Origin of the sequence: Actinomadura sp. 9N215, from assembly GCF_044326345.1 — a bacterium.
GTDB lineage: Bacteria > Actinomycetota > Actinomycetes > Streptosporangiales > Streptosporangiaceae > Spirillospora.
In genome coordinates, this window is the sequence record NZ_JBIRBA010000040.1 from 17,520 (window position 1) to 42,674 (window position 25,155).

A 25,155-nucleotide genomic window follows, 5' to 3' on the forward strand; every position below is an offset into this window, starting at 1 on the left:
GTCCGGCTACGCCGCAGGCTGCGAGATCTCGGGCTCGATCTGCCGATGACGGCCTTCCTCGGGGCCGCCACTGTGCGGAGCGTCGCGGCGGGGGTCACCGATCCGGGGGAGGCACCGGAGGTGGCGGGCGCGACAGATGAGGGCTTTGCGCTGACGCCGCTGCAGGCCGCGTACTGGATCGGCCGGAATCCAGCGTTCCCGCCCGGGGGAGTGGCGACGTTCTACTACCGGGAGTACGACCGGGCGCCTGGGCCGGAGGGGCCGGACAAAGACCTGGCCCAGCTCACCGTCGCCTGGAACCGCCTGGTCGAACATCACCCGATGCTCCGCATGATCGTGGACGGCGACGGCCAGCAGCACGTCCTGTCCGCGGTGCCGCCCTACACGATCGAGGCCGTGGATCTTGCGGCGGGCGGCCCCGGGGGAGGCGGGGGCGCGGCTGGCCGCGCTCCGGCATGAGTGCTCCCACCAGGTGCGCGACGCGGCGCGGTGGCCGCTGTTCGATGTCCGCGCGGCCTTTCTGCCGGACGGGCGCACGCGGCTGTTCCTCGGCGTCGACGTGCTCGCCCTCGATCTCGCGGGCTGGATGCAGATCCTGGCTGAGTGGGGCGACCTGGCGAAGGACAAGAGCGGAACGCAAATCAGCTTTGGTGGCGACAAGAAGGGCGCCTTCGCCGTCGACAGCCAGCATTTCGCGTAGAACGTGACCGTCATCGAAGTCGGCACGGCCGCGAAGGTCATGGGAGTGGTCCAGCAATACCGGCAGGCGAAGCCGACGATCAACCTCCCCGCCGAGGGCGAGGCCGAGGTCGTCGAGACCATGGCGGAACTGGAGCGGGAGGTCAACAGCGGCTCCCCCGACGTCGGGCGGATTTGGCGCGGCCTCCAGCTCGTCGGCGCGCACCTGAACACGGCTGCTGCGGGGGCGCTCGGGAACCTCATCGCCGCCGGCGCCCTGGACCTGGCGGCGCAGCTGCACTGAGCAGTAGGACAGCACTCGACCAGACATCGAACGGGCCTCGCTTCATTGCACGGGCCGTTCGATGTCTGGTGGGGCATCATCACGGCATGGACACCCAGGCACGGTCTGGGCCGACACCACGCAGCCCTGGATACCGCGCGGTCGACAGCGGCAAAGAGAGCCTACCCCTCCGGGGTAGCTAATTTCGGTCCTCACACAAGGTGATCTTTTCCCGATCGAAAACCAGCCAGTGGTGCCACCGGGAGGCGCTCCCACCAGCAGTCACACAGAGAAGCAGCATTGCAGACCAGAGATCCAACACACAGTAAGCAAGGTTGTAAAGACCGGAAGTCGGTTATGGTACTTGATGGCAGCACACGGACATAGGAAGAGGACGGCTCCCCACGCCGCCAAGCAGAGAGAAGCCGTCCTCAGTCCCGCGGAGCGAGCCCCAGGCCTTACGGCTTGGGGCTCGTCCAGGTTTCGGCTCAGTGAAGCGTGTTCCAAACCGTCATGCCGACCATGGCGGCCTGGAGCAGGAGTTGCGCCACCTGGCAGGCGGCCTCTCCCTTGCTCCACTTTCGATCACCCGAACTGGGATGCTCGGTCTGAGCATCGTCACCGCGGGAGGGGTCCTCTGGCGTTTCCGCCATCGGAACCTCCCTCTCCCATCAGGCCCGGTCGGATAGGTGGTTCAACCTGGCCGGACCATCCCCAGGTCGAGCCGATCGGTCTCGACCTGCCGGAGAGAGCGTATGAATCGCATCATATTCCGGGCCTTTTCCCAACCCTCGCAAAACGGGACAAGATCTAGATCGGTGCACTTCGGAGGGCATCTATGGACGATGGGGGTCATAGAATCTTGTGTCGCAGGTGGGTTTGCGGGTGTCCGAAATCCGTGACTAGCCGCAATAGTTGTTAGCAAGCAGACGTGCGCCGTCCGGGTATGGAACGTCACCATGGCGAGCATAGGCACCCTCGCCGAGCCCGTGGGACCGCGTGGCTGCGTGGCGCACCCAGCGCATCGTTCTCACGAAATCCGACTCCATGCGTTCCGAGGCCATGTTGCGGGGCGAGCGACGAGCAGGCCACCGACATCCTCCACGAGGACGCCGCCGCTCTCGCCCATCAGGACACCACCGTCTCTGCCCCGGTTGCCGGTGGTGGGATGGCCGGTTAGGGCCCCGTGAACGCCCTCAAAGCGAGGCCCCGCGCTGCTGCGGATGCGCCTGTAACTCCGGCGGGTTCTGTGGCGGCTGCGGCCATACCGGCTGCGGCCGGCTTCTCGCCCGGAGACCCGCCACCCCCTGGGAGCCGGGATCCGAAGCTTGCGACCGCGATCGGGGCCGCGTGCGCGGTTGGGGCGCTGCTGATCGTCGTCATGAAGACCTGACGTCCCGTGTCTCAGGAGTCCGGTTCTGGTTGGCGGCGTAGAGACCGTTCGGCCGCTTCCCGGTACTTCTCTTGGCCGCGGTTCCGGCTGCCGTTGGACGGGTCGCGAGGGTCGGTCGGGTCGCTCGGCGGGGTAGCTGTGCGGTTCGAGGCTGCGGCGGGGGGACGGCGCGTACTGGGGCAGAGCACTTATTCGAAGGGTGCGGTATTCGGCACCCGCCATGCTGCCGACTAGAGGCGGGCGTCCGGTCGGTCCTAGCTCGGGATGCGAGTTTGGAGTGGTGGCTCGCTGAGCTGCCCCGGGTTTCGTGGGGTCGACTTGCTGGGCCTTGTGGCCTTCGATCTTGGTGTTCCTGGTCGTCGTCCCACTGTGATCAGTGGATTGCGCCGGTCAGGTCGGTCGCTCATCCCCGCCCTCTGCTCGGTGTGCGGCCTCATATCTGGCGACCATGTAGGCGGGAATGCGACCGTATTCGTTGATGGGGAGTCCGTTGCTTTGGGCCCAGGCTCGGATGTCACTGTCGGCGGGGGGTCGCCGCGCTGCGGCGGGCCGTTCCGGGCGGCGACGGCGGCCGGTCAGATCGGTCGCTTTGATGAGTTTCCCGGGTGCCGATGGTGCCCGCCACAGCTGGATCAGGTGCTGTTCCGCGGTGCCCGCGTCGCGTCCCCGGACGCTCACCCGGACGCGGTACATGCAATCGGACGGCCAGACCGGGTCGAGTCGGAGCAGGGCGACGCCGTCGCGTCCGGGTGCGGCGGCGATGAGCTTGTTCCCCTCGGGCGGTGGTACCGGGATGCCGACGGTCGAGAACCACGATGAGGCTTCGGCGACGTCGTCCCACGGCCCGGTCTCCAGCGAGGGCGGGCCATTCAGGAGTTCGACGGCGACGTGGACGGTCCCGTCACGCGTGCCGGTGAGGATGTGTGAGCTGACCAGAAGCCCGTTGCCTTCGCCGATCCAGGCGTCGTAGCCCCCGTCCATTCCGGCGAACCTGTCCCCGCCCGCGCTCCATGCGCTATACAGCTCATAGAAGCCCAGTTCACCGACGGGAAGGTCGGCCTGGCCCCGTTGGGGGCCGACGGTTGTGCGGGGGCGGGCAGGGCGCCGCCGAGCGCTTCGGTGATCCGGTCGCGGACCCGCAGCTTGACCGGGGACTCTTCGGGATCGACGTCCTGGAACGCCGTCCTGTCGAGGAGACCGGCGAGCAGGAACCAGTGGTGGGGTGTCAGTGACACCGTGACCGGGCTGTCGAGGGGAGGGTCGGTGTGCTCCCAAACTTCATGCCGGATGGCCGAGTACTCGTCGGCCTCTGCGCTGTGGCCGTTAACACCCAGGCCCCATCCCACGTTCTCCAGGGTGCCGATGATGATGTCGCGCTCGTGGACGGTATGGTCAGCTCCGCATTGTCGAGAAGCCTGCTGGGCAATTGCAGCGCTCGCCGCGTATCGACGCCCGCCGCCCGGACGGCCGCGACGATCCCCCGGCCTTTGCGCGTGAGCGCCCATGCCTCCTGGCGGACGATCACCCCTTGGTAGTCGCGCACCGGTGCCGTGTAATCCCGGAATGGCTCCGCGAAACCCCATTTCGCAAGCTGGTCGAGCGCGCCCAGCAGCTCCGACTCTGGCAGCGGATCATGAAAGCCCACACTCCGCGCCTGTGCGGCGATCTCGTCGAGACTGGCCATCGGACACCTGGTGGACAGCTCTTCCAGCGCGGCTAGGAGGGCCGTATATCGCTCTCTCACCAGATCTTCCGGCAGGGCGAACACGATCCAGTCGGCGGGGAGGACCGACTGCCACCACCGTCGAGGCTGCTCCAACCGCGACCTCCTGAAGCCCGCGCTTCCTCGTCCCTCCGCGGACAAGTGTGATGGTTAGTTACGACAGTTCTCGGTAAACCCAGTCACCTCGCCGAAGGTGGCCATAGGGCGACGCGGACCAGCCCAGGTCAGCGCCTCGCTCCGGCCGATCCGGTCGCTGACGGATCGTGATCATCGCTCGGCCGCGATTCCTGTAACTCCCATAGGCCTGATCAGAAAGTCGGCTCATTCGGGTCGTCCGGCAATGACATGCTTTCAGGATGAAGCGCGGGGCCTGGAGAACTGCGACAGTTGATCTTGTGGAGCGGGGACAGCATCCGAGTTCGCGCAGCACGTGTGTCGTGCCAGTCGGGCAATCCCGCGTCCAAGGGCTGCCTTCCGGGTTGGAGCGTCTCCTGATAGCCCGAAGCGGCATCATGGGAGGTGAGGCGCCACGTTTGACCTGATGGGAGTCAACGAGGCAACCTGCTCATCCCGCACGTTCATGGGCAGCAAACGCACGTCGGAGAGGATCTGCCGCCAGGGCAGGGTGATCGGTGGCCAACCGCACACCCGGGGGTGTCCCCATGGGATTCGTCAAGCCGCCCTGGCGTCGGGTTTGCGTGTGGGCTGGTATGGGTGTTTGTCTCGGAGCATGGCGTAGATGACGTCTGGGCGGGGGGCCAGGCAGATGAGGGCGGCGTTGTGTTTCTTGCCCTCGGCCCTCTTCCGGTCGTAGTAGGCCTGCTCAGCGGGTCGGAGAGCGAGGCAAACGCGCCAGGAACATGGCGCGTTTGAGGGCTTTGTAGCCGCCTTGGGGGTGTTCGCCCTTGATGGAAGAGCCGGAGCGGCGGGTGACGGGAGCCAGATCGGCGTAGGCGGCTAGGTGCCCGGCGGTCGCGAATGCCGTGATGTCGCCGATCTCCAGCAGGATCCGAGCGCTGATCCTGATCCCGATGCCGGGCATGGAGATCAGGATCTTGGCAAGAGGGTGGGGATCAAGGATCTCCTCCACCTTGGCGGCGACCTGGTCGCGCTGGTCGTGGACCGACCGCAGGGATCGGGCCAGTGCGGCAGCACGATCGCTGAAGCTTCTTATGGCGGGCCCACGGCGCCATATTTGCTCACCTATTTGGCGCTCGGATGTACCACTCGAATCAGAAGCATTCTGTGGTCCTGCGTCAGCAATAGAACCCGAGCATCACATATCCGCCGTCTCTGTATCAAGGAGCACCGCATAGAGGGTGGCCACTTGCCGGTGGGGCGCCCGCTTTCTGGGTGCCGTCCGGGTGACGGCGAACAGCATGTGGACGTTTTGTGGTGAATGTCGCAATGTCGTGGATTTGCGGCTTCGCCGGGGGCTCTGTGAACCGGGTTGTCCCGACTTGTTGGGAGTCCTTCACAGGCGGCGAGCGGACTGGCGTACTGGGCGCCGGAGAATTTTCCGATCAACAGAATGGCGGACGTTCATGGCGCCACTCAAGTTCGCTCCTGGGGGTTGTTGGCGTGGCCAGCGTCACCGGGCGGCACCTGCCTGCGACTGTGCTGCGGCCGGGTCGGGCGGCCGCCCTGCCGGCGATCAACCACCGCGAGTATTCAACTCTCCCCGCAGTGAGGATGAGTTGTGTGCGTACCTGCTGATCACGGTATGGATGCTGTACACTGGACGGCGACTCCGGCCGGCTCCGGTGGCTGATCTCTCAGAGCAGGAGCTCATCGAGTTCTGGGCCGATCCGGCTTGGGAGCTTCTGTGACGAGCGGCGCCTCATTCCCCGGCGATCCCGTGTCTCGGTCCCTCAATGCCGACCGTGCGGCCTCTTGGCCGGATGACCTGCCGGAAAGCATGTACACCACCGTGGTGGCAGTCGATGTCGTCGGATTCGGTGACCCACAGCGGACGAACGACGCCCAGCGGGTCCTTCGCGCGCAGTTGTATCACGCGCTGGAGGCCGCCTTCGCAATGACCTTGCTTCCGTGGCGGCAGTGCTACAGCGAGGACCGCGGGGACGGGGTGATGATCATTGGACCGCCCGCCATTCCCTCCTATCTGTTCACGGATCCACTGGCCCACCACCTGACGGCCGTGCTGCGCCGCTGCAACCAACTGGCCGGTCTCCGCACCCACATGCGCCTTCGTATGGCCGTGCATCATGGCTTGGTGCAGCGCGATGCGCATGGCGTGTCCGGCCGGGCGCTCACCCTTCTGTACCGGCTGCTCGAAGCACCGATGTTCAAGCAGAAGCTGGCAGAGACGAGGGCAGACCTTGGCCTGATCGTGTCCGATCAGCTCTACGCCGACGTCATCAGTCAGGGTGGGCTGATCGACACCGCTGCATATCAGGCCGTGGCGTGCATCCTCAAAGAGACCTCGGCTCAGGGTTGGGTCTGGTTTCCGCCTACCCCGGGTCCTGTTTAGACTCCCGCCCGAAACCCCGCTGTCGCGCACCCTTGTATCGACGCCATAATTCGATCTTGCTGCCTTCTGCGAGGTCGGTGTTCGGCCCGGCATGAGCGCCGCACGAGCAACCGGGCCACATGTCAGCGAGCGCTTGTTTTCCTCGGTTTGTGTCACGTGACACAGAATGCAGACCGCAGGGTAACAGCCCTGGAGAATTGCGGCCGCGGCAATAGGGAAGCAGGTTGCCCGCCGCCTTGCGTGGCAAGCCGGATAAGTGCAGGTAGCCGAGCCTGGCGTGGCTCGGGACGACACGGATCACGGGAAATTCGGTGGGGTGAGTGCGAAGCCGTGGACGGCCTGGCACGATAATCACTGTCTCGGGCGCTATTGTCCGAGACTTCCGGCGATCCGACAATTGCGAGTGTGATCTTGGATGGAGCGCGTTCTGTACTGGGATCCGGACAGGTACCAGGAGCTCCTCAATGAGCTGAAGCAGTTCCAACATGACTGCGGCGGCCCCTCCAACCGCGCCCTCGCGAGACTCTCGGTGCAGGTGAAGCGGGAGTATCGGGGGCGATGGGAGCTCCCCGTCCTGTCGGCGACGGCAATAAGTGACGTGTTCAATCACGTCCGCAAGACACCCCAACCATGGGACTGGATCTCCTGTTTTGTCCTGGCATGCCTGAAATATGCCGAGACGCAGCCTGGGCAGCCCGCGCGTGACCAGAGCGTGGTGCTCTCGGAGTGGCGCATGCGCTGGCAAGCAGTCCACAGGGCAGACCACGGAGCGGCACGGCCCTCGCCCGAATCCGCCAGGGACGTGGTTCCTGCAGAGATCAGCGCAATGTGGGAAGGACACATCCCGAGTCCGAGAAATCTTTCGGCACCCGAGTGGCGGATACTGTTGCGCTATGACCAGCATGGCGTGACGCTGTACCGCGCCGCGGAGATACACGGCGACCTGGACGCGTCCCGTCGTCTGGGTGTCCTGGCTCTACTCGACGGCCAGGACCTCGATGCCCGGGCATGGTTGTCCCGGGCCGCTGTCGAGGGGCACCCGGCCGCCGTCGAGTTGCTCGACTCCAGCGACCCCGTCCGACTCGCCGTCCAACAGGCCACCGAGCTCGGAGCCGCCGCAGCGGAAGCCGCTGACCTGGACGTCGCGCTGATCTACTTGAAACGCGCCGCCAACTTCGCCGATGCGGAGGCGGAGTTCCAGTTGGGGGAGATCTACCTTGAACTCGGCGGTCCCGAGGCCGCCTACACCTGGTTCGAGCGGGCCGCTCAGCACGGTCATCCGCTCGCGGTCACCTGGTTGATCAAGATGAGCCGCGACGCTCTGCGCAACGGGCTGACGCCTCCTGTGAGAGCCGCCCGGGAACGAAGTGAGGGCGATGCCGAACGCTCGGACGACGAGCCCTCGGGGCGTTGACGCGGTTCGTGGTCGCCCGAGACTTCTCTGAGATCATCCGACGCCCACGCTGGTCGCCTGACCTTCCGCCGGCTCGTCGGCTCTGAGCCCTTGCGGTCGTCCCTGCATTCGGGACTCAGAGATGCTCGTAGGCATCGCGCAGCATGTCGATGCTGACCGGCGGCGAGTGAGCCTGTACGACCAGATGATCGAGAAGCTGCTGATAGTGAAGGACGTCGGATCGGCGGGCAGGGTACTCGGCGCCGGTCAGACGTTCGAGATAGACCACGTCGGGTAGCGTCGGCTCGGGCAGACGCAGGAGGGCCAGCGGTTCGCCGGCGGCGCTATGTCCCCCGCGGGTGAACGGCAGCACTTGGACGGTCACATGGCGCCGCGAGATCGCGATCTCGATCAGATGCCGTAGCTGCGCCCGCATCGTCTCACGTCCGCCGAACCCAGCACGCAACGCCGTCTCGTCGATCACCACCCACACCTGAGGCGGGGTAGACCGGTGCAGAATTTGCTGGCGGTGCAGGCGCATGCGCACGCGGCACTCAATCGCTCGATCATCTGCATCAGGGTGGCCATGCCGGATCACAGCACGCGCATAGTCAGGGGTTTGTAGCAGGCCCGGTATGTAGTCCACGTCGTACGAGCGGATGCGGATGGCCAGGGGCTCCAAGTTGAGGTATGCCTCGAACCAGGGCGGGACCACCTCCCGATACGCCTGCCACCAAGCCGGGGTGTCGCCTTGGCCGGCCAGGGCGAGCAGCGTCTGTAGTTCGAAGCCGTCCACCTCGTACAGCGTGAGAAGCTTCGTGAGGTCGTCCAGATCTATCGCGGTACGGCCGAGTTCAAGACGGCCGAGCTTGGCCTGCGACACTCCGATCACTGCACCCGCGGCCGCGCGGCTGATCCCCCGCGTCTCCCGCAGCCGCCGTAGCCGCGCGCCCACCAGCATCGACGTCACCGTCGGCCCGGGCCTGGGGTTCGTCAGCCGGTAATCCACGATAGAACCGTCATTCCCGTTCCCCGCCGCCGACTCGTCCGGATACTCGCCGGACTCACCGCCGACCGCAACGTTTTCGACGAGATATTTACAAGTATTTCGGAGCCGGTGCGGCATTCACCGCAGGCATCTGGTTTCGCAGCACTATTCACAGGTCGCAGACTTAATTGGGTTCTCTGCGGAGTGGGCGACAGTATAGCGAGTGCCATCCGAGGTCGTTGCGGCATCCCTGCAAGATCCGAACATCGGCGACCGTTGCGACCCCTGCATGGCCACGACCAGCGTATTCACCCGAATTGCTGCGGACGGTGAGCCAATCACACTCCTCAGGAGCCCGGCTATAAGGCAGGATAGAGGTCTACGTGAAGCCTGCGCCTTCAAGGAGATCTGTAATGGCTGCCGATGCCTTTCCGCCCGGTCCGCCGAGTAACCGGCTACCTCCTGAAATCGACACGTCCAAAGCACACTCCGCCCGGGTGTGGGACTACTGGCTCGGAGGCAAGGACAACTACCCCGCTGATCAGGTAACCGGGGAGCAGGTCCGCGAGGTGCTCCCCGACATCGTCGACGCCGCGATCGCCGATCGTGCTTTCTTGGGCCGCGCCATACGCCACCTGGCCGGTCAGGTCGGCATCCGTCAGTTCCTCGACATTGGCACCGGCCTCCCCACCGCGGACAACACTCATGAGGTCGCCCAGCGTATCGCGCCGAACTCTCGCGTCGTCTACGTCGACAACGACCCTCTCGTACTGGCGCACGCTCGCGCGCTGCTCACCAGCACCCCAGTAGGCAAGACCGCCTATATCGACGCCGACGCCCGCAAACCTGAGTACATCGTGAAGGAGGCGAAGAAGACACTGACGTTCACCGCGCCGATCGCGATCAGCATGCTCGGCATCCTGGAACACATCACCAACCACGATGATGCGTACAACATCGTGCGTTACCTGCTGTCCACCGTTCCTTCGGGGAGTCACCTGGTGATCGCCGATCCGGTCGCCGGCATCAGCGACACCCTCGCGGAGAGCATCCGGGTCTGGAACCAGCAGAGTGTCAACCCGATCGTCGCGCGCACCCGCGAGCAGTTCGCCGTCTTCTTCGAGGGCCTCGAACTTCTCGAACCTGGGCTCGTGCCGTGCGTCCAATGGCGACCGGACGCCGTCGACCAACTCGAAGGCGAGGACTACCAGAACAAGGTGCCCTGGCTGATGTGCGGGGTCGGACGCAAACCGTGAACCACGCCGCGCGGCGATCCCAACAGCACTCTGAAGCAATGCGTGTCTTCGGGCCCACCCGAAGACGCAAGCGAATACAAACAGACCGAAGACGAACTGGAACGACCCCTCCCTGGCGCTGACGGATTGGACAACTCTGACCGAACTTTCCGCCTCCATGATCGAACGCCCGGCCGGACGGCATGCCGGTGGGGAGAGACCATCAGACCGCCTTGTGCTGTCGGGACGGCGGGATTTGAACTCACGACCCCTTGACCCCCAGGGCTGTGCCTCAAGAACCCGCAACTGGCAAGGACTCGCCTCCGCCCAGGTCACAGGCTCCCGATCGGAGCCGTTGAGCGTCGTCCATGGCCTGACGCGCGACGGTCGGGCGGCACAGTAACCCGGTCGTCCCGGTGGCGGCGACCTGCCCGTCACGTGCCACGTCGTGAATCGCGCGCACCTTCTCCGTCATCGACACCGGGTGGTTGATCTTGTGCCCGACCGGACGCTTTGCGCTGTCCTCGGTCCACTCAAGGCGCCCGTTGCGCTCGTTGAGCGGGTCTCGGCGATCGTCGCCCACCGCCGCTGGTCGTCGGAGACGGGGGCCAGGATCGTGTGCACCCCATACGACACCCCGGCCTGGCGATGGTGCGCGGTCCGGCGCGAGGACACCCAGCGGCGGCTCGCCAGCGTCGCGACCGGGAGCGGGTGTCGTCCGACAGCCGCTCCAGCCGCCTCCACCCCGAACAGCCGGTCGTCGGCGTGCGCTCCGCCCTGTGGCTGTAACAGGGGCGATCTCCAGCGCCGCGTCGCCGGTCTCGAACCGGGGTCACGTCATACCGCGTGAGCGCATACACGTCGTTCGCGGGGAGCCGGACGACGCCCCCAAGCTCGCGCAGCGCCGCGTAGAACGGATAAGAGCCGACGAGTACCTGGTCGCCGAACAGATCGAGTTCGGAGACGGGAGCACCTGAGTCAGTCATCGGTCACCTCGTTAGTCATTCGGTAACCAAGCGAAACCGCCGACACTCGCATCAGGCAAATGCATATTTGACATTATGAATCACATGCATACTGGGCCGCAGGTGGACGTGTCCGCTGTCGCCGACGCCGAGTCACCGGAGGCCTGTAGGGCCAGTTCTCATGGTCTCTCGAACGTGAGGAAAGGATTACTTCCGGGGGACCGTTCCATCGTTCGTTATATGGCTCACCTCTCCTTGCCGGATGTTGATGCCGAAAAGGTGCTTCCAGTTGGAGGAGATGCAGGTCATGGCGGCGAGGCCGTTGAGCGTACACAGGGACGCGGACAGGCATGCCGGGTCGGACTCCCTTCTGGCGTGGGCTGAGCGGTCGGGGAAGCGCCAGGTGACACAGTCGCGGAGGGACGGGGCGCGTTCGCGTTCTATGGGCGGGTGCCGCCCGAGGATCATCAGGATCCGGTGACGTCGCGGGCGCGGCAGCATCATCAGGCCACCGAGTTGGCCAGTGAGCACGGGTGGATTGTGGCCGAGTATTTCGATGTCGGGCATAGCCGGGTGCTGCCGTGGTCGCGTCGTCCGGAGGCGGCGGCGTTGGCCGATCTGGATCGCGGGTTCGACGCGATCGTGGTGGGGGAGTATGAGCGGGCGTTCTACGGCAACCAGGTCTCTCTGATGGCGCCGCTGTTCGAGCATTACGGCGTGCAACTGTGGATGCCCGAGACCGGCGGCCCGATCGATTTCACTGCCGAAGCCCACGAGCAGCTGATGATCAATCTCGGTATCCAGTCCAAGCGGGAGATCACCCGGACCAGGATCCGGGTGTCCACGGCGATGGCCGCGCAGGCCCGCGAACAGGGCCGGTACCTGGGCGGCCGCCCTCCGTACGGTTATCAGCTTGTAGACGCGGGTCCCCACCCGAATCGGGCGCATGCCGCCTGGGCCGGCGGGCCCGTCGGCTGGAGCCCGACCCGCAGACCGCGCCGATCGTGAAGTGGATCTTCGCGCACCGGCTGGCCGGGCACTCCATGGCGCGTATCACCCGGGCGCTCAACGACATGCACATTCCCTGCCCGTCAGTGGCCGATCCGCGGCGCAACGCCCACCGGACCAATCAGGGTGTGGACGTTGACTACGGTGCGGACGATTCTGGCCAACCCGCGTTACACCGGCCGGTAGGTGTGGAACCGTCAGCCTTCCGAGCATGATCTGATCGATCCGTCCAACACCGGGCTGGGCACCGGCAGGTGCAGCGGTGGGGTCTGCCTGACGGCTGGGTCATCTCCGCCCGCCCCGCGCACCCGGCCCTGGTCAGCGAAACCGACTACATCACGGTCCAAGGCATCCAGACCCCGCGCGGCGCAGCTGTCAGGCCGGATCGCTGTCACCTGCTGGCGGGGCTGCTGCGCTGCGGGATCTGCGGGCGGCAGCTGGAGTCGTGCTGGGCCAACAACCGGGCGGCGTACCGGTGTCGGCACGGCCACACCGGCGCGTCGCGCTCTGACCCGGATCGGCCCAAGAACCTCTACGTCCGTGAGGACCACATTCTGCCCCACCTGCCGGCCCTGCACATTCTGCTGACCGGACCGTCAGACATTGTGCCGGACGGCGCGTCGCCCGACCCCAGGGAGGTCATTGACCACCTGCGCACCAGCAAGATCACGCTCACCTACGAGCCCGAGACCCGCACCCTGCGGACGGGCACCCCGAAGGAGGTGAAGGTCACCATCGACCAGAAACGCTGACACCACAACGCCTCGCGGCGTTGCACGTGCCGTTCCGGCACGCGGATTGCGGCCCGTGTGCTCACGGCGCTCACAATGATGATGGAAGGAAGTGATCAAACAGCGGAAAGGGCCGACCCCTGGTTGCAGACCAAGCTCCAAGGGGCACTCTGAAATGCCCAGAAATACTCGGTCACGTACAAACTGTGTGTCCGAGACCCAAGCGCAACCATTTGCATATACGCTGCCGCAGGCTCGATCCTCGCCAGGGCGGCGATGTGGATCGTGCCGAAAACCTCGCGCTCTCCATCACCGACTCATCCCACCAGGCGCAGGTGTTGACCGACCTGGCTAAGGTTGTCGCGGCTGGCGGCGATGTGGACCGTGCCGGAGCCCTCGTACGCACCATCTCCGACGCCCGCCACCAGGCGCAGGCGTGGATCGACCTGGTCAAGGTTGTCGCGGCTGGCGGTGATGTGGACCGTGCCGAAAATGCTTGAACGGGTGCGCCCTTCGGCCAACACCTGATCAGTGATCCGCGAGATCGTCTCGTGGCTCAACTCGGTGCCATTTACTTGCCGGAGGTGGTGCTGGACGTCGCACACGCCCATGCCGTGGGCGTACAGACTGATGACCATGTCATCCAACCCGCCGGTGACCCTGCCCGAACGCTTGGGCACCAACACAGGAGAGAAGGTCCCCGCCCGGTCCCGCGGCACGTCCAGGCGCACCGGACCAACCCCGGTCTGCACGGTCTTGGGCTTGCCCCGCCCATTGCGGGAGTTCCCCGACCCGTTGCCGGCCACATCGTGCTTCCCGTAGCCGAGATGGGCAGTCAGATCTGCTTCCAGAGCCCGCTCCAACATCGCCTTGACCAGCTGACCGAGCAACGAGTTCTCGCCGGTCAACCGCAACCCCCGGCCTCGTCCCTTCGACCGCTCCAACAACAGATCCAGTACGTTGTCATCCAGCACCTCACGCAGCGAACCGCCACAAGAGGCGGGATTTTTCCTCCACCGTAATAGCAGGAGACGACAAATCCCCCACCACCCCACCCGCAGCAGCAAAACCAGCCTGAGCAGGCAATTTCTCCGAAACAGGCATAATAATAATTCCCCGGATGTTTCAGATGATCTCCGCGTGATCTCACCTACACTCTCCTGGAGATCATTTCCACGCTTGCTGAGATACCCCCCGTGACCTGGGGTGTCGGCTCGGTTGTTCATATCCGGGCCGACACCCAACGAGAGGATATTAGGCGTTAGGGTCAAATGGAATGTTGTCGGGTCTGGCTTTGCCTAGCCATTCGTTGAAGAGCCGGTCCTGAATCTTCGGGGCGACGCCTTCTGGCCATTTATCGAAGACCTTGTCGCGTAGGCCTGCGGGCCATCGGTCGTGGCTGACGAGGTTTGGATACTGCCAGGTTCCGTAGTGGTTTTCGGGTGGTTCGTCGCCGCCGTCGGGCTTGGCGAAGCGCCAGTTGTGAGTATGGCCAGGGTCGGCATCGTCCTTTTGGTAGACCATCTTCGGGTGAGTCAGGTTCTCGAATTGGATGCCTTCGCCTACCGCTTTTTTCTCATACCCCTTATGCTGAGAGGCCGAGACGTGTGTAATGTGAAAGCCGCCTGGATCCATTTTGACCCAGACTACGATGTTTTCCCAGTCGTGTTGATGGCCGGCGCTGCCGGGGCCTAAGGCCGACTGGTCTTTCTCGAAGTAGTAGTCGTACATGAAGGCGCACCAGCCGTTGTTGCACTTCCTACGCGAGTACACGTTGGCGTTGTCCAGGTCGGACTGGTCGCGGCAGTTACCGTTCTGGTGGCCGCCTTTCTTGAGCCCTGGGTTCAGCGTGCCGTCCGGGCCGATTGCCGGTGAGGGATAGCAGCCGTCCACGTCATAGTCGGTTGCGGGCATGTATGCCAGGTCCGCAAGGTCGGCGGCCCGGGGCAGCGCGGTGGGAGGGTCGGCCCATGCGCTGTCGGCCGGGCCAGTGATCAGCAGCGCTGCTGCTGAAATGCCGATCGCAGTCATGCCGAGACTTGTTTGGCGTAGAGATCGACGCTTGGCCGGAGACGACTTTGCCGCTCTGGACTTAAACATGATACCTCCAAGAACTCGGATTAAACCGTCCGTCCACAGGCGCCTGAATAGCGCCAATGGAAGACGGCAGATCATGGTATCTGTCAACACGCTCTCCTCGAATAAGTCTATAAATGCTGGTTTTGTGGAACAGCGTTCCTGGGTTGGCCGGCAATATCGTGGGTCCAAATCTGCTGGCCCAGGTCGTCCCTTGCCTTGGCGGCCACCTCACCTTGGCCACAGCGGTCGGCACATCGCCAGAGGTCTGAGATGGGATGGGACATCAGAACGTTCTCCCCTACCTGGCCTGCGGGAACGTGGGCGGATGGGATATCCTCCGGGACGCACCATGGCGCGGGAACATCGTGTGATGGGGAGGCGGTCATGACCGATGCCGAAATGGGTAGTTTGGCGGCCCTGCTTCAGGAGCTGAAGGATCGCACTCCCTTTAGCTACAGCGCTCTCGCCAAGCGGCTGGGGGTGAGCCCCTCCACGCTCCACAGGTACTGCCGCGGCACCACAGTGCCCGCCGACTACGCCCCCATCGAGCAGTTCGCCCGTCTGTGTAAGGCCACCCCCGCCGAGCTGACCGAGTTGCACCGTCGGTGGGCGAGGGCCGATGCACACCGCACATCCGCAGAGTCGGTCGCTCCCGTCACCCGAGATGCGCAGATCGACTCCTGGCACGCGGTGTCGCTCTCTGACCAGCCGGGCGGCGCGGTCCGGGCGGGGTTGCCCGGCCCGGCCGCCTCCCTGGGGATCGGGCAGGACGCCCCGCAGGTCCGCACACGTCGGACCGTTGTCCTCGGCGCCCTCGCCGCCCTCGCCGCGGCCAGCGTATCCACCGGCATCTACCTGACGCAGGACAGCACACCCGAACCGGTTGCCGCGTGGCTGCTCGACGAGCATGGCGAAGCGAAGATCGCGAAGGACACCGCGGGCAGCCATGACGGCACCGCGACAGCGGTGCGCTGGGGCGTAGGCAGCGGTGGGGCCGCCCTGTTCGACGGTCGCAGCAGTCGGGTGGCCACCGCTGGGCCGGTGCTCAAGACCAGCTCGGGCCACAGCTACACCGTCTCCGTATGGGTATGGCTCGACACACTGGACACAACTTCGGAGTTTGTCACCGTCGTCAGCCAGTCCGCCGGTGACCTGACCGCTTTCTTCTTGCAGTACTGGGCGAAACCCAATCGCTGGGCTTTCTCCGGGCCCAGGGACGAGTTTCGCGTGCAGTCGTCCGTCGAAGCCGTCCCGCATCGCTGGACCCACCTTGTCGGCGTGTGCGACAGAGGCATGCTGGCCCTCTACGTTGACGGGAAACAGGTGGGCTCAGACGACAGCGTGAACGTTGCCGTACCCGAGTCACCAGCGGACCAACTGATCATCGGAGGCGCTGGCCTCGCCCGCGAGTACGGCGACACGTACAAAGACTTCTTCCCCGGCAGCATCAAGAATGTCCAGGTCTTCGACCAGGCCCTCACCCCGGACGAGATCAAAACGCTCGGCTGAGGTCGTAGATGGCGACCGGGAAGGGGACGGTGTAGTAGCGGCGCTCGGTGGCTCGCTGGAGGAGGGCAGCTAGTGCCGCATCAGGCAACGTTCGCCCTGTTGACGACCTGGCGTAGTCGTTCGTCGGTGGCGTGCTTGTTCCGCCAGATGATGTAGCGGCGGATCATGCTGCCCTGCTGTTTGTGGCTGGCGTGGTTGGTGCCGTCGAGGGCGAAGTAACGCAGAGCGGTGAACTGGGCCTCGATGCGGTTCATCCAGGAGCTATTGGTCGGCGTGTAGGCGAACTCGACGTTGTTGGCTGCAGCCCAGTCGCCGACCCGGCTGTCTTTCTTTGTGGTCAGGTGCGGGGAGAAGTTGTCGCACACGATCGCGATGCGGATCTTGGGCGGGTAGAGGCTGCGTAGGTAACGGCAGAACTCCAGGAACCTCGTCCGGTTCTTCTTCGGCTTGATGTGGCCGTACAGCTTGTCGGTGCCCAGGTCGTAGGCGGCGAGCAGGTGCCGGACCCCGTGCGGGCGGGTGTAAGCACGATGATCGTTTGGAGACGTCTACCTTCCGGACACTTAACGCCGCACGGCGAACATCGTATTGTTTCAGCGGGAAGAAACTCGCGGCAAGCGCAGGTGCGGTTGGCTCAGGCTGCTCTGGAACGACTTGTGTGGCCGATCCGTCCCAGTCGCGACGAGCGCGGCGGAGGAGCTGGATGGCCATCGGTCAGGACAGGGACCGCAGGAGACAGGCGATTCGCTACGGAGTAATCGCGGCCAGTGGTGTGATCGTCCTGACCGTCGTCGGCATCCTTTCGGATGTCTTCACGGAAGGTTGGCAGTTCTGGCCAGGCGTCGCACTGATCAGCTTGGTCGCCGCAGCGAGCGCGCTGGCGTATTTCGGCGAGTCCCGGTCGCACCTGGGGATGATCTCTCATCCGTCCGGGCCTCTGCCGCTCGAGCGCAGGCTCAACACCCTGCCCAGAGACACGTCCGGCTTCACCGGACGGGACCAGGAGATCGCAGAGATCGTTCGGTTGGTGGGAAACCCCGCGGGCTCAGGCATCAAAGTCTGCGCGCTCGAAGGGATGGGCGGGATCGGCAAGACCGCTCTCGCCGTCCACGCAGCGCATTTGCTGGCCGATCAGTATCCAGAAATGCAGTTATACCTTGATCTCCGGGCGCATGCCATGGAACAGGCACCACTCGGTACAGAGGTCGCTCTCGAGCTCCTCCTGTCCAGCCTTGGAGTTCCGGCGGACCAGATACCCGATGGTGTCGATGCCCGATCGGCACGATGGCGTGCCCTGGCGGCCCGCCGCCGATGTCTCATCGTTCTCGATGATGCCGCGGGACCCGACCAGGTGAGACCTCTCCTTCCTGGTACAGGCGAATCGCTGGTCATCATCACCAGCCGGATGCGAATGACCGACCTGGAGACGCGTACACGTTTCCGATGGATGTAATGAGCACAGCGGACTCGAAGGCGTTGTTCACTCGAGCGGCCGGGGAGTCGGTAGTGCGGGAACAAGATCTCACTGAACTCACAGGCCAGCTCGGCGGCGTCCCTCTCGCGCTGCGCCTGGCGGCGGGACGCCTGCGCGCCCATAGCGCCTGGCAAGTGGCCGACCTCGTGACGGAACTGAACCAGACCGAGCAGCACGGACACGGTGTGACCGCCCGAGTCCACCGGTCGTTCGACCTGTCCTGCCGTCACCTGGACCAATCCGGGTTCACCCTGTTCTGCCATCTGGGTCTGAGTCCGACGCCGCACCTCACATCAGCGGTGGCCAGGGCGATGATGCGGATCTCCGCCGACGATGCCGTTCTGCGGCTGGACACGCTCCATGCTCGTCACCTTCTCGAGGAAATCGCACCTGGACGATTTCGATTTCACGATCTGATACGCAGCTATGGAGCCGATCTCGCGAGAAAGGAGATGTCCGGGGTGGAACAGCAATCTGCACGCGCGCGCCTGCTCGACTACTACACGAACGCTGCGGAACACGCGGACTATGCGCTGAGGTCACTGCGGCGTCAGCCTGCGGGAAGCAACCCGATTGATGATCCACCGGCGACGTTCGGGCAGGCACTGGAGTGGTTCGATGAGGAGCTTCCCAACCTCATGGCCTGTGCGCGGACGGCTCTGGAACGAAGACCGGTATCCCCAGGCGTGCCGGCTTGTCGTTGCCATGAGCTACGCCCTCCGCATCCGGAATTCCTACACCGTGGGGTTGGAGTTGTTGCGCTCGGCCACTGAACTCGCAGAGCGACACGGCGATGCTCAAGGAGCCGCCGACAGTCGGCGTGAGATGGGTGTGCTGGAAGCCAGGCTCGCGAGATATTCACTCGCCAAGTTGCACGCTGAGCGAGCGCTCGAGACTTACGTCCAGCTGGGGGACGTGCCCGGCCAGGCCAACGCCCATCGGGACCTCGGCCTGGCCGATGGCCGGTCTGGACGTCTGACCGACGCCAGGCGAAATTCCAGTGCGGCGCTCGTTATCTATGAGGACCTCGGTATCACCAACGGTCAGTGCCACGCACATTTTGACCTCGGTTTGTTGGAGCTGCTCGATGGCCGCTCTGAGGCAGCGCTGCCTCACCTCGATGCGGCTCTTGGGCTCGCCCTCGAGCATGCCGATGACTATGGGCAGTTCCGCGCACACCTTGCTCTGTCCGAGGCACGGCTTCATCAGCAGGACACACGCCTTGCTCTGTCTCATGCGATAGAGGCCGGTGATATCGCGGCTCGTCTCAAGGACCAGCTCGCGCAGGCAAGCTGCCATGTACGGGTCGGGCTGGCCCAAGCGATCCATGGCAACTTCACGGAGGCGGATTCAGCCTGGACCGCGGCTCTTGGCTTCTACCGTGAGATCGAGCATCCCGCCGCAGTCGCCGTCCAGAGGCTCGTCACCCGCCTCAGTGCGGAACCGAGGCAGCCATTCACTTCGGAGAGCCTCTATTCCGTCGACGGCGGAGCGTGGTGACCGGCTCGGCCTAAATCAACCCACAACCCTGAGCGCCGCGGCAACCTCGCTCCACCCGTAATTCGGCGGTGACCTGGATCAGCGCGGCGGTTGAAACGCAAGCTGGTTAGGTAGCGGCATCGGGCCAGGCTCCGCCTTCACCACGCCTGCGAGCCCTGGTCAGGCGATCGCATGGCCGCTCTCGCAGCTCCTGTGCTACCCGCGAGCCCGTCACGCCATCGAAGCGATGACATTACGCTTCGCCTTCCAATGCTGATGTCAAGCGGCACGGTGCCCGCATTCAAACCGATCAGACAACCCGACGGCGAGGGCGCAAGCGCCCCTCGTGATGGAGCTGGATCACGGTGAGCAACGCGCCGTTGGAACTGCAGACGCGCACGGTGCGGTCCTGGCTGGCCGTGACGATGAATTCGCGATCGTCGGGCAGGACGCACATCGCATTGATGGCGCCATCGTGGTCAATTCCTTGCCACTGCTCCCTGCTGGCCCACGGATCCCATACGCACAGGGTGCCGCTACTGGTCGCCATAGCCAGCTGGACGGAACCGTCGGAACAGGGAACCGCGCACATCGAGCTATGGTCGCCGCTAGGGCGCCCAAGCCGAGCAGCTACCGGGCCCTGGGCTATCGCCGTCGTCGAGTGAGGCCGCTGGGGATTTTAGCAGGGCCGGGACGTGAAGAGCACCGCGCCGCTCCGGTGATTGAAAAGGAAAGACATGAGCCTCGACGGGCGAGGCCGTGCCACACCCGATTCATCGCCTCATGCTGGTGATCGGAAGGCGGTCAGGAGGAGGCGGAGCCTACGTTTTGCGTGTGTTGCGGCGGTCAAAAGCTGGGTGTGGAGTGGTTCTGGTAGGGCTCCGATGTCGAGTCCGCAGGTGCGGACGAGGTGTGTCAGGGAGTTTTCTGTGTGGTGGATAGCTCGTGGCTGAGGCGTGGGTGGGTGAGGAGGTCGTGGGCGGCGTAGCCGTCGCTTCGGGCGAGTTCGACGAGCCGGACGGTCAGGCGAGTGCGTTCGGGGCCGGGACAGGTCCAGGGCGGTGATCGCGGCTCTGGTCTGGAACACCGGTGGTGTGGTCGTCGAGGTCGAGCAGTGCGTGGACTGTGGTGATCACGGCGGGGATGTGGCGGTCGACGTCGCGGCCGGTGAGCTGGAGGCACTGCATGCGCAAGAGTTGCTGGACGGCGGGCTCCCAGGGGGCCGTGAGGCGGCTGTCGTCTAGTGTGGTCACCCACACCACATCCGATCTCGCCGTGGGATTGATCCATGCGCGGACATCATGGCGGTCGTCGCCTGCCGGTCTTCATGCCCCGCCCGCGTCTGCTCAGTCTGAGTTATGGTGCAGCAGGTCGATGGCTGTGCGTGCCTTTTCGTAGCCGGGGTCGAGGGCGAGCGCGCGTTCGTATGAGGCGAGTGCTTCGTCGGGCCGGTGCAGTGCCGACATGATGCAGCCCCGCATGTACCAGGCGGTGTGGTCGTCGGTGACGACTTCGAGTTTCCGGTCGACGCTGGTCAGGGCGTCCTCGTGGTGGCCCAGGTAGTACAGCACCAAGGCCCGTTGGTGGAGGACGACAGGACGGTCCGGTGCCACCTCGACGGCCCGGTCGGCACAGGTGCGAGCCTCGTCGGGGGCTTCCATGAGTTGCAGAATCCGGGCCTTGGTGACCCAGGCTAGGGCGTCGCGGGGGGCCCGTCGCAGCAACCGTTCGATTGTGTCCAGGGCTTCGGGCAACCGGTTCAGTCGCTCCAGGGCCGTGGCCTGGAAGTAGATTGTCTCCTCGTCGTCCGGGATGAACCGAGAGGCCTCCGCGGTAGCCTCCAGCGCCTCGTTCAGTCGGCCGAGTTTGAGCAGCGACGATGCTCGGCCGCGCCAGCCGTACCCGTTGCCAGGGGCAACTTCGTTCGCACGGCCGTAGCACTCCAGAGCGTCGGTGAAGCGGCCCAATTTCTCCAGTGCGGCTCCTTTGGATACCCAGGCGCTGAACTCGTCGGGGTTGAGCCGCACCGACTCCTCGTGGGCGGCGACTGCCTCCGCGTATCGGTGCAAGTCGACTAGCGCGAGGCCTTTGACCTGCCAGAGGTAGCCGCGCTGGGTGTCGTCGGTGCCGACGATCTGTAGTGCTTGTTCGACGGTCGTCAATGCGTCCTGGTTTAGGCCGAGGTGGCGTTGGCCGACGGCTCGTTCGAGCAGGACGTGCGCGGTCTCCAGGGCGGGTTCGGGACGACGGATGGGCGCTGGTCGGCCGGGCAGGGTGTTGTAGGCCTCCGACAGCTCATCGCGGACATCGGCGAAAGTTGCGGGCCGGTCGGCGCGGCGGGCTGCCGTGCAGCCGTTGATGAGCCGGGTCAGCCGTTTGATGGTGCCCGAGCGATGCGGCCACCACGGCCGCCGGCTGCGGATGTCGGTCGGGCGGCGCAGTTTGCCAGTCAGCATCTGATCGAGCATGACGCCGAAAGCGTAAATGTCGGTCCGGGTGTCGAGGGTCATGCCGGCGCGGAACTGTTCGGGTGCCATGTAGGCGGGGGTGCCGGCGACAGTGGTGAGGTGGTCCACCGCAGCGACCACGGTGCCGACGTGGCCGGGGGTGCTCTCGTCCGGGGCGAACGTGCGGGCGAGGCCGAAGTCGGTGACCTTGAGCGCGCCGTCGCTGGTGAGCAGGCAGTTGGCCGGCTTAACGTCGCGGTGGACGATACCGAGGTGCTCGTAGGCGTGGCTCATGCCGTCGCAGAATTGGATGCCGAGTCGAATGACGTCAGCGATCGGCAGGGGGCCGGCGGTGAGGCGGTGGGCGAGGTCTCCACCGGCGACGTATTCCATCCACAGGCAGGGGAAACCTTCGATCGGTTCGACCGAGGTCGCGGTTACCACGTTGGGATGGGGCGGCAGGTTGATCCAGGTCGCCGCCTCCCGTTCGAAACGCCGCCGGTCGTCGTCGCTCCATAGGTAACCGGCGTTGAACGTCTTCAGCACCTCCTCGGGCTTTGAGCTGCCGGCCTGCCGCACGATGTAGACCACACCGAAGCCACCAGTCAGTACGTCGAGGACCTCGAAGACGCGTTGCCGCTGGCTGCGCAGCAGTTGCCCGACGTGGAAGTTTTCCCGACCTGCCGGGCGGGACGGGAACGTCCGCAGCGCCGCCGAGGCGTTCGCGTTGCCAGGATCGAGCCGGCAGACCCGTTCGTAGGTCTGCCGCGCTGCCTCGATCAGGCCCGCCTCGCGGAGTACGCCGGCCAGGGCGAGTTGAGTTGGCACGTGGCCGGGCCGCAGCCGGACCGCGGCGCGGTAGGCCGCCACCGCCAAGTCGAGCCGCCCGGCGGCGACGGCCTCACGGCCGCGCGCCTCGTAGTCCCGGTAGCGCTCCATCGATCACCTTCGACTAGTCTCGCTGAGACGGTACCCATTCAAGCCAAACTGCGGCAGGCACAGCCCCCGGTCAGCGAGTCTGCTAACGGCGTGCACCATGGAGTCAACCCGGTGGACTCCACCAATCTCATTCGCATCAACCTGCGGCGGATGACCAAACTGCCCAGGGGCGGCGATTTTAGATCGACACTCGTGATCAGGATGTGAGGGGGTGTACGACGCGCACAGGAGTTCAAGCTCACCCGGTCGATAGTTCGTCCGCGACGCCGGATCGGCTGGCCTGTATTCCGGCCGCAGCAACCGGACCCGGTCCTTGAACACCGTCATCGACCGCTCCCAGCCGATCCGCTCAGCGACCAACGCCGTCCAGACGGCCAGCCAACCGCGTGTCGACGGATTCGCCGCAGAACCGGCCGTGAGCCATGGAGGACGGGACACGTGACGATGGCTTCTGCGGAACACGACATCAACCTGCGGAACCTAAATGGTGGATCGCCGCCTTCGTGGGCGCAGTAGATCAGTGAGGAGTTGGTCGGTTTCTGGGGAGGGGTCGATGTCGAGTTCGTTGAGTTGGTGGGCGAGGACTCGGTGGGTTCGTTGGACGGCGTCGAATTGTCCGAGGCGGGCTTGTAGACGCATGAGGTCGCAGGCGAGTGGCTCTGAGAGGGTTGTTCGTTAGGGGTTGTCCTGTTTGATGGCGAAGAGGCCGGGTTGGGGTTCGGTCGCCAGGTCTCGGCCGACGAGGCGTTTGAGTTTGGCGCGGATGCCTTCGATGGTGTTCTTGCTGGTGGCGGGCAGGTTGAGGGCGAGAGCGACGTCTTTGGGGCGGATGCCGTCCGGATGGCCGGTCAGCACCTGGAGGATGTCCTGGTAGGCGGGCGGTAGCGGCGGGCCGGCGGTGCCGGCGAGCGCCAGCAGCGTCTGGTACGTAACCTCCAGCCGGTCCAGCTGCTGCCAGGCGTCGGCGAGTTCGGCGGTGAGCCGCTCGACGCGTGCGCGGGCCGCGTCACGATCGTCGGCCAGGCGGCGCAGGAGCTGGTCGGGGACCGGCGGGGGCGGCCGGTCACGCGGCCGCATTCGAGGCCGGGGGTGGGGTGTCGCGCCAGTGGGTGGTGGCGCCGGTCAGCCGGCGCGTCATGCGGTCGGTGGCCGCCCAGTACAGGTGGGCTTCGCTGCTGGCGGGCAGTTTCTCGTAGTCGCGGGCCAGCCGCCGGTGCAGCATGGCGGTGCCGAAGGTCTGCTCGGCCACCCACCGCTTGGGCACCGGGGTGAATCCCTTGCTTCCGGGTTCGGGCTGCACCGTGGTGACGGTGATGCCCAACGCGGCGCCGTGAGCGGCGACCGCGTTCTTGAACCCCGCGTCCACCCACGCGGTGCGCACCGATGGGTTGTCGATGGCGACCCGGTCCAAAAGCTCGATCCCGACGGCGTTGTCATGCACGCTCGCGGCGGTCACCACCTCCGCGATCAGCAGGCCCAGCACATCGGTGGCGATGCCGCGTTTGCGGCCCCGGCTCCGCTTGCCCGCGTCCAGGCCCGTCGTTGCCGATGGAACCCCGGCCGCAGCACGCACGGTCTGCGAATCCATCGCCACCGCAGAGGGGTCCTCCGCCCGTCCCGCGACCTCACGGACCCGCCCGCGCAGCAGATCGTGGATCGTCTGGGTCAGCCCGTCGTCCCGCCACCGGGCGAAGTAGTAGTACACCGCCGAGCGGGGCGGCAGGTCATGCGGCAGGTACTCCCACCCGCACCCCGTCCGCTCCTGATACAGCAGCGCGTTCACGATCTCCCGCATCGGATACCGCCCCTGATGCCCTGACACCGACGGGTGCCGCGCCTTCCACGCCGCGATGATCGGCTCGATCAGCGACCACCGCTCATCGGAAAGATCACTGCGATACGGCTTCCGGCCGCCTACCTCCTCGCCCCCCATGCCACCCGCAGCAACCCGGAAACGACCCAGCATCAACAGGCGGCAACGAAGCCCTCACCAACCCGCCAACCGACAACAGGGCAATCCATGACAAACAACCCTCTACGAACACGTGGTCACGGTGCAGGTGTGGTTCCCCCGTCTGGTTGTCCGGCGCCGCAGGGACGTCCATGATCCACCACGGCGCGGTGAGGACCGGGTGGGGGAACGCGCTGGGCAGCGGCAAGGGCAGCAGGCGAGCGCGCGCTCCGGCTTCCTCACGCCCTTCCCGCAATGCGGTGTGCTCGGTCGTTTCGCCGTTCTCTTGGTGTCCGCCGGTGGGCAGTCAGGCGCCGAGTCGTTGGTGCCAAACCAGTCCCAGCTGCCATTGGTCGTGGTCGCGACGTACCAGGAAGGTGGAGGCGGTC

25 protein-coding genes and 3 pseudogenes are annotated in these 25,155 nt (G+C 65.3%); 13 read left to right on the forward strand and 15 right to left on the reverse strand.

Features of this window, described 5'->3' with window-relative positions; all coding sequences use genetic code 11:
* The first annotated feature begins 45 nt into the window (after positions 1-45).
* From ACH34T_RS40890 to ACH34T_RS40900, 3 genes are read left to right on the forward strand one after another with little or no spacing between them, the layout of a single operon-like run.
* Positions 46-459: a hypothetical protein gene (locus tag ACH34T_RS40890; RefSeq protein WP_396026393.1), complete on the forward strand. Its 414-nt coding sequence runs from the start codon at positions 46-48 to the stop codon at positions 457-459.
* A 13-nt stretch (positions 460-472) separates the two neighbouring features.
* A complete protein-coding gene (locus tag ACH34T_RS40895) occupies positions 473-700 on the forward strand; it encodes a hypothetical protein (protein WP_396026394.1) in 228 nt (75 codons plus the stop codon).
* A gap of 3 nt (positions 701-703) precedes the next feature.
* Positions 704-982 carry a hypothetical protein gene (locus ACH34T_RS40900; RefSeq protein WP_396026395.1) on the forward strand — a complete coding sequence of 93 codons (279 nt, stop codon included), beginning with the start codon at positions 704-706 and terminating at the stop codon, positions 980-982.
* A 467-nt stretch (positions 983-1,449) separates the two neighbouring features.
* Here the strand turns inward: ACH34T_RS40900 and ACH34T_RS40905 are convergent, their stop codons facing one another.
* From ACH34T_RS40905 to ACH34T_RS40920, 4 genes and pseudogenes are all read right to left on the reverse strand, one after another.
* Positions 1,450-1,614: a hypothetical protein gene (locus ACH34T_RS40905; RefSeq protein WP_396026396.1), complete on the reverse strand. Its 165-nt coding sequence runs from the start codon at positions 1,612-1,614 to the stop codon at positions 1,450-1,452.
* A gap of 1,130 nt (positions 1,615-2,744) precedes the next feature.
* A complete protein-coding gene (locus tag ACH34T_RS40910) occupies positions 2,745-3,335 on the reverse strand; it encodes a histone-like nucleoid-structuring protein Lsr2 (RefSeq protein WP_396026397.1) in 591 nt (196 codons plus the stop codon).
* A 244-nt stretch (positions 3,336-3,579) separates the two neighbouring features.
* Positions 3,580-4,173 (reverse strand): hypothetical protein, encoded by a 594-nt coding sequence (locus ACH34T_RS40915; protein WP_396026398.1) that lies wholly within the window; start codon positions 4,171-4,173, stop codon positions 3,580-3,582.
* Between the two features lie 576 nt (positions 4,174-4,749).
* Positions 4,750-5,221 (reverse strand): annotated as a pseudogene (locus tag ACH34T_RS40920) (transposase); the annotation flags it as partial.
* A 681-nt stretch (positions 5,222-5,902) separates the two neighbouring features.
* Between ACH34T_RS40920 and ACH34T_RS40925 the strand changes: the two are divergent.
* A complete protein-coding gene (locus ACH34T_RS40925) occupies positions 5,903-6,568 on the forward strand; it encodes a hypothetical protein (RefSeq protein ID WP_396026399.1) in 666 nt (221 codons plus the stop codon).
* 415 nt (positions 6,569-6,983) lie between these two features.
* Entirely contained in the window at positions 6,984-7,982 is a 999-nt protein-coding gene (locus ACH34T_RS40930) for a hypothetical protein (RefSeq protein ID WP_396026400.1), read from the forward strand.
* A 115-nt stretch (positions 7,983-8,097) separates the two neighbouring features.
* Here the strand turns inward: ACH34T_RS40930 and ACH34T_RS40935 are convergent, their stop codons facing one another.
* Positions 8,098-9,087 (reverse strand): helix-turn-helix domain-containing protein, encoded by a 990-nt coding sequence (locus tag ACH34T_RS40935; protein WP_396026401.1) that lies wholly within the window; start codon positions 9,085-9,087, stop codon positions 8,098-8,100.
* Positions 9,088-9,362: 275 nt separating this feature from the next.
* Here ACH34T_RS40935 and ACH34T_RS40940 point away from each other — a divergent pair, with 275 nt between their 5' ends.
* Positions 9,363-10,205: an SAM-dependent methyltransferase gene (locus ACH34T_RS40940; RefSeq protein WP_396026402.1), complete on the forward strand. Its 843-nt coding sequence runs from the start codon at positions 9,363-9,365 to the stop codon at positions 10,203-10,205.
* Positions 10,206-10,476: 271 nt separating this feature from the next.
* Here ACH34T_RS40940 and ACH34T_RS40945 read toward each other — a convergent pair.
* A pseudogene (locus tag ACH34T_RS40945) lies at positions 10,477-10,928 on the reverse strand (DUF6192 family protein).
* Positions 10,929-11,596: 668 nt separating this feature from the next.
* Between ACH34T_RS40945 and ACH34T_RS40950 the strand changes: the two are divergent.
* From ACH34T_RS40950 to ACH34T_RS40960, 3 genes and pseudogenes are all read left to right on the forward strand, one after another.
* Positions 11,597-12,157: pseudogene (locus ACH34T_RS40950) on the forward strand (recombinase family protein); the annotation flags it as partial.
* A complete protein-coding gene (locus tag ACH34T_RS40955; RefSeq protein WP_396026403.1) occupies positions 12,154-12,372 on the forward strand; it encodes a hypothetical protein in 219 nt (72 codons plus the stop codon). The pseudogene ACH34T_RS40950 and the gene ACH34T_RS40955, both read left to right, overlap by 4 nt.
* 39 nt (positions 12,373-12,411) lie before the next feature.
* A complete protein-coding gene (locus ACH34T_RS40960; RefSeq protein WP_396026404.1) occupies positions 12,412-12,909 on the forward strand; it encodes a zinc ribbon domain-containing protein in 498 nt (165 codons plus the stop codon).
* 296 nt (positions 12,910-13,205) lie between these two features.
* Here the strand turns inward: ACH34T_RS40960 and ACH34T_RS40965 are convergent, their stop codons facing one another.
* Both ACH34T_RS40965 and ACH34T_RS40970 read right to left on the reverse strand, forming a co-directional pair.
* Positions 13,206-13,862, reverse strand: coding sequence for a transposase (locus ACH34T_RS40965; protein ID WP_396026405.1), 657 nt, complete (start codon positions 13,860-13,862; stop codon positions 13,206-13,208).
* Between the two features lie 280 nt (positions 13,863-14,142).
* Positions 14,143-14,919 (reverse strand): NPP1 family protein, encoded by a 777-nt coding sequence (locus ACH34T_RS40970; protein WP_396026406.1) that lies wholly within the window; start codon positions 14,917-14,919, stop codon positions 14,143-14,145.
* Between the two features lie 432 nt (positions 14,920-15,351).
* Here ACH34T_RS40970 and ACH34T_RS40975 point away from each other — a divergent pair, with 432 nt between their 5' ends.
* The gene (locus ACH34T_RS40975) at positions 15,352-16,476 is read left to right on the forward strand and encodes a LamG-like jellyroll fold domain-containing protein (protein ID WP_396026407.1); all 1,125 of its coding nucleotides are present in this window, start codon (positions 15,352-15,354) and stop codon (positions 16,474-16,476) included.
* Positions 16,477-16,556: 80 nt separating this feature from the next.
* Here the strand turns inward: ACH34T_RS40975 and ACH34T_RS40980 are convergent, their stop codons facing one another.
* Entirely contained in the window at positions 16,557-16,973 is a 417-nt protein-coding gene (locus ACH34T_RS40980; RefSeq protein ID WP_396026451.1) for a transposase, read from the reverse strand.
* Between the two features lie 206 nt (positions 16,974-17,179).
* On the opposite strand from ACH34T_RS40980, the gene ACH34T_RS40985 reads away from it, so the two are divergent.
* From ACH34T_RS40985 to ACH34T_RS40995, 3 genes are read left to right on the forward strand one after another with little or no spacing between them, the layout of a single operon-like run.
* Positions 17,180-17,929 carry a hypothetical protein gene (locus ACH34T_RS40985; protein WP_396026408.1) on the forward strand — a complete coding sequence of 250 codons (750 nt, stop codon included), beginning with the start codon at positions 17,180-17,182 and terminating at the stop codon, positions 17,927-17,929.
* Positions 17,929-18,723 (forward strand): hypothetical protein, encoded by a 795-nt coding sequence (locus tag ACH34T_RS40990; protein WP_396026409.1) that lies wholly within the window; start codon positions 17,929-17,931, stop codon positions 18,721-18,723. The genes ACH34T_RS40985 and ACH34T_RS40990 overlap by 1 nt, the downstream gene beginning before the upstream one ends.
* 52 nt (positions 18,724-18,775) lie before the next feature.
* Complete coding sequence (locus ACH34T_RS40995) at positions 18,776-19,450, forward strand: hypothetical protein (protein WP_396026410.1); 675 nt, start codon at positions 18,776-18,778, stop codon at positions 19,448-19,450.
* A 289-nt stretch (positions 19,451-19,739) separates the two neighbouring features.
* On the opposite strand, the gene ACH34T_RS41000 is transcribed toward ACH34T_RS40995, so the two are convergent.
* The 6 genes from ACH34T_RS41000 to ACH34T_RS41025 all read right to left on the reverse strand — a co-directional run bounded on the left by ACH34T_RS41000 (position 19,740) and on the right by ACH34T_RS41025 (position 25,073).
* Positions 19,740-20,021 (reverse strand): hypothetical protein, encoded by a 282-nt coding sequence (locus ACH34T_RS41000; protein ID WP_396026411.1) that lies wholly within the window; start codon positions 20,019-20,021, stop codon positions 19,740-19,742.
* A gap of 430 nt (positions 20,022-20,451) precedes the next feature.
* Positions 20,452-20,682, reverse strand: a complete 231-nt coding sequence (locus ACH34T_RS41005) for a hypothetical protein (protein ID WP_396026412.1) — start codon at positions 20,680-20,682, stop codon at positions 20,452-20,454.
* Between the two features lie 93 nt (positions 20,683-20,775).
* Positions 20,776-22,815 carry a tetratricopeptide repeat protein gene (locus tag ACH34T_RS41010; protein ID WP_396026413.1) on the reverse strand — a complete coding sequence of 680 codons (2,040 nt, stop codon included), beginning with the start codon at positions 22,813-22,815 and terminating at the stop codon, positions 20,776-20,778.
* Between the two features lie 675 nt (positions 22,816-23,490).
* A complete protein-coding gene (locus tag ACH34T_RS41015; RefSeq protein ID WP_396026414.1) occupies positions 23,491-23,892 on the reverse strand; it encodes a hypothetical protein in 402 nt (133 codons plus the stop codon).
* Complete coding sequence (locus tag ACH34T_RS41020) at positions 23,879-24,748, reverse strand: IS5 family transposase (RefSeq protein WP_396026415.1); 870 nt, start codon at positions 24,746-24,748, stop codon at positions 23,879-23,881. Before ACH34T_RS41020 ends, ACH34T_RS41015 begins: the two co-directional genes overlap by 14 nt.
* Positions 24,705-25,073 carry an NUDIX domain-containing protein gene (locus tag ACH34T_RS41025; protein ID WP_396026452.1) on the reverse strand — a complete coding sequence of 123 codons (369 nt, stop codon included), beginning with the start codon at positions 25,071-25,073 and terminating at the stop codon, positions 24,705-24,707. The genes ACH34T_RS41020 and ACH34T_RS41025 overlap by 44 nt, the downstream gene beginning before the upstream one ends.
* Positions 25,074-25,155 lie beyond the last annotated feature (82 nt).